The organism is Paraburkholderia sp., assembly GCF_034668105.1.
Classification (GTDB): Bacteria; Pseudomonadota; Gammaproteobacteria; order Burkholderiales; family Burkholderiaceae; genus Paraburkholderia.
This window is the reverse complement of the sequence record NZ_JAXDPY010000323.1, coordinates 1-3,482: the sequence shown is the minus strand read 5'-3', so window position 1 is coordinate 3,482 and position 3,482 is coordinate 1. Positions and strand designations below refer to the sequence as shown.

Annotated in this window: 3 protein-coding genes and 1 pseudogene; all 4 read left to right on the top strand. The window is 60.1% G+C overall.

Translation table 11 applies throughout. The features are described 5' to 3' along the window. Positions 1–266 precede the first annotated feature (266 nt). Positions 267–857, top strand: coding sequence for a YSC84-related protein (locus tag QOC89_RS14775; RefSeq protein ID WP_323045685.1), 591 nt, complete (start codon positions 267–269; stop codon positions 855–857). Positions 858–894: 37 nt separating this feature from the next. Beyond that, positions 895–1,740, top strand: a pseudogene (locus tag QOC89_RS14770) (PRC-barrel domain-containing protein). Positions 1,741–2,154: 414 nt separating this feature from the next. Continuing rightward, a complete protein-coding gene (locus tag QOC89_RS14765; RefSeq protein WP_132374555.1) occupies positions 2,155–2,370 on the top strand; it encodes a hypothetical protein in 216 nt (71 codons plus the stop codon). 198 nt (positions 2,371–2,568) lie between these two features. Next, the gene (locus QOC89_RS14760; protein WP_323045684.1) at positions 2,569–3,423 is read left to right on the top strand and encodes a divalent metal cation transporter; all 855 of its coding nucleotides are present in this window, start codon (positions 2,569–2,571) and stop codon (positions 3,421–3,423) included. The last annotated feature ends 59 nt before the right edge of the window (positions 3,424–3,482 follow it).

The following is a 3,482-nucleotide window of genomic DNA, read 5'->3' as shown; positions in this document are numbered from 1 at the left end:
AAATCGCAGAACGAAAACAGGTTGAAACGACAGATTCGCCGATGCAGTCCGGTAAGTCGGCACGGTGGCGTTCGGACCGAAAAAACGACCGGGTTGCGCGAAACCTCGATAAAGGTTTAGCCCTGCCCGCCGAAATCAGAAGAATCTCGCGAGATCGGCGCGGATGCTGCGTTTGAACATAGACAGGCGTCTGTACGTTGTCGTACCGCTTTCTCCCGCGCGTGCGCGTAACGTGTCTTCTATCGTCGACCTGCGGGGAGAAAATCATGCTTAGGCGAACCTTCATCTGGAGTACGCCCGGATCGCTTCTGGCACTCGGCGCGGCGCTCTCAGGTTGCACCACCACCTCTTCTTCCGAGGCGAGCCGCAGTGAGCAAATGGACAAGCGCCGCGCTATCGATGCAGGCGTCGACTCGACGCTGGCGCGCCTCTACCGCATGGCAAACGGCTCGCGTGAACTGGTTGGCAAGGCACGCGGGGTACTGACGTTTCCATCGGTAATCGACGCCGGCTTCGTGGTCGGCGGCCAGTATGGCGAAGGTTCGTTGCGCGTCGGCGGACACACCACCGGCTACTACAGCACGGCGACCGGTTCGATCGGCTGGCAGATCGGCGCGCAGTCGCGCGCAATCGTGTTCCTGTTCATGACCGAGGAGTCGCTGGCCCGCTTCCGTGGCAGCGACGGATGGTCGGCTGGCGGCGATGCCTCCGTGGCCGTGCTGAAGGTCGGCGCAAACGGCAATCTCGACACCAGCACCGCCACCGGACAGGTCGAAGCTTTCGTGCTGACCAATACTGGCCTGATGGCGGGTGCGTCGCTGCAAGGCACCAAAGTCACCCGGCTCGCGTCGCTTTGACATTCAGACTGACATTCAGACCGAGGAACGCGGCGCAATGCCAGCCCTCGCCGACACACAGTGTGGGGAAACCACGTTGCGAAGCATAAAGAACTTGCGCGGAAGCACCGTCAGCGCAGTGGACGGCGACATCGGCTCGGTCAGTCAGGCCTATTTCGACGACGAGTCATGGGGTGTGCGTAATCTGGTGGTCGAAACAGGCAATTGGCTCAATGAACGGCAAGTGCTGGTTTCGCCGTATTCCGTGAAACACGCCGACCCCGGATCGGAAATCGTGCATGTCGGCGTTTCCCGCCAGCAAGTGAGGGACAGCCCAATGCTGGACACGCACAAGCCGGTATCGCGGCAGCACTAGATCGAGTATCTGCGCTACTACAGCTATCCGACGTATTGGGGCGGCCCCAACTTGTGGGGCATGGGTGCCTATCCCGCGTATGACCCGACACGCGTGGCCCCGGACGCCCTGCTCGATAAGCCGTCACGTCCAACCCTGCACACGAGCAACCCGCCACCTGACGTTCATCTGCGCAGCACCGACGAGGTCAAGGGCTATCACCTCAAAACAGCCGACGGCAGTATCGGTCACGTGTCGGACTTCATTTACGACGATACCGACTGGGCGATTCGTTACCTGGTCGTGGAGACACACGACTGGTGGCCCGGCGGCAAGGCCGTGCTCATCGCGATTCACTGGATAGACGAGGTCGACTGGTCCGAGTCGACCGTATCCACGGCATTGACGCCCGACGTCATCAAGAATAGCCCCGCTTACGACGACTCCATGCCGATCGACCGGCACTACGAAGCTGAGCTGCACCAGTTTTACGACAAACACGGATATTGGCTGGATGCCGGCGCCGACGAGCGGGTTGCATCGGACTGAGGCGCCGCGCAGACCACCGTTCTCGCCTGGTCAGGCGGTCCTGGACCGATCGACAACGGGAGTTTTCAAAGGCATAAAAGGCAGGAGCAGGTCATGAGGGAGAACATCCAAAAGTTGTATCAAGCCCGTATTCATACATTCACCCCCGAATGCATGGAACTGCAGGACGGCACCTTCAATTTTCATCTTCGGCATGCTGTGGAAGGTTGCCTTCCTTCGGCCGACAGCACTATGACGTCGGCTTTTTTAGAACGAGCGAGGAAGGCTTTGCGGCTGCACTCGCATATGGCGACAGATACATTGCGGAACACAAGTTCGGGATGTAGCAGCGCCGACAGTTATCGACGAACCTCAAGCTTAACCCGGCAGCGACGGCGACCAGCGTGGCTGTCGTTCAATCAGACAGGCGGCACCATGGCAGACAGAATCATTTCAAGCAGGACACACGACGCCTACATGACGGTCAAGGATCATGTCGCCGATGGCTGGGTGGCGAGCGTGTGTATCGTTCGGAAAGGCGCGGCAAAGGGCAAGGAACTCATCAAACTCGACACTTTCTTCGAACGTGAGGATGTCGCATGGGAATCGGTCGAGACGCTCGCGCGTGCCGAACTCAACAATCTGAAATAGCACAGGGTCGCACTTCCAAAGCTCGTTGTGCACGGCGCAGCAGCCTGCATACCTCTCACCTTTTCAAGGACCACTCGCATGGCTCCCTATGACGTCGGAATCGCGGTCTTCGACGACCACCGTAACGCCGGGTCCACCGCACCCGATACTGCCTGAGAGTCTCATACCGACTCGCCCGCCACGAGGAGCGCCCCGCTCATGGACACGCTCACCCACGATCCGGTCAAACAGCCGACTCGTCCAAAGCTGCTACAGGTGATGGGCCCCGGCCTCATCACCGGCGCATCGGACGACGATCCGAGCGGTATCGCAACGTATTCCCAGGTCGGTGCGCAATTCGGCTATGGCCTCGCCTGGACACTTCTGTTCAGCTATCCGTTGATGGCCGCGATCCAGGAGATCAGCGCGCGCATCGGGTGCCTCACCGGAAGCGGCATCGCCGGCAATCTGCGCGAGCACTATCCGCGCTGGTTGTCGACCAGCCTGGTCGGATTGCTGCTCGTCGCGAACACCATCAACCTGGGTGCGGACCTGGGCGCGATGGGCGCTGCACTCAAGCTGCTGATCTCCGGTCCCGTCCTGCTCTACGTTTGCGGTTTCGGGCTGCTGTCGGTCGTGCTGGAAGTATTCACGCGCTATGCACGCTATGTGTCGGTCCTGAAATGGCTGTGCCTGTCGTTGTTCAGCTACGTGATCTGCGCCTTTGTCGTTAAAGTGCCGTGGGATCAGGTCGGCTGGGCCGTACTATTGCCGTCGCTATCCATCAAACCGGGTTATCTCGTCGCCATCGTCGCTGTCATGGGTACGACGATCAGCCCCTATCTGTTTTTCTGGCAGGCAGAGCAGGAAGTCGAAGACGAAAAGGAGCGACCCGGCGCGCATCCGTTGACCCACGCACCGTTGGAAGCGCCTGCCGAGTTCGCGCGGATCCGCGTCGACACGTACCTCGGCATGGCGCTTTCGAATGTGATCGCGTTCTTCATCGTCGTGACGACGGCGACGACCTTGCACGCGCACGGACTCTTCGATTCAGACTTCGGCGCAGGCGGCTGAGGCGCTGCGTGGCATAGCAGGTCCATTCACGTTCTTTGTGTTCGCCGCCGGCATCATCG

Excerpts from the sequence above, each read along its gene's own strand:
- QOC89_RS14775 (WP_323045685.1), top strand. The coding sequence starts at position 267 with ATGCTTAGGCGAACCTTCATCTGGAGTACGCCCGGATCGCTTCTGGCA.
- QOC89_RS14765 (WP_132374555.1), top strand. The coding sequence starts at position 2,155 with ATGGCAGACAGAATCATTTCAAGCAGGACACACGACGCCTACATGACG.
- QOC89_RS14760 (WP_323045684.1), top strand. The coding sequence starts at position 2,569 with ATGGACACGCTCACCCACGATCCGGTCAAACAGCCGACTCGTCCAAAG.